The 255-nt window shown below is 61.2% G+C and carries 1 pseudogene; it reads left to right on the forward strand.

Going from position 1 to position 255, the window contains the following annotated elements:
- Positions 1–211: pseudogene (locus AB4Y42_RS44715) on the forward strand (hypothetical protein); the annotation flags it as partial.
- Positions 212–255 lie beyond the last annotated feature (44 nt).

Raw genomic sequence — 255 nt, forward strand, 5'->3', positions numbered from 1 at the left:
CAATCCCGGAGCCTCAGGACCCGGTTGTACGGCTTCTTCACGAGGTTTTCGCTCAGATGGGGAGTCGTCGGCAATTCGCGTCAGCACGGCCATGCACCGCGATCGCGACCAAGTACCCAAGTCAATCTCGGAAATGATGAAGAGCTGGGACGTCGACGATGGGACGGTGGGCATGCTGACCCATGCGGCGCTGCTGCTAATGGCACGCTAAGGCCGGCCGCAGCAACGAGTTTAGGAAAAGCGCGCCGGACAGGC

The sequence above is a fragment of the Paraburkholderia sp. EG286B genome (genome assembly GCF_040965655.1).
Classification (GTDB): Bacteria; Pseudomonadota; Gammaproteobacteria; order Burkholderiales; family Burkholderiaceae; genus Paraburkholderia.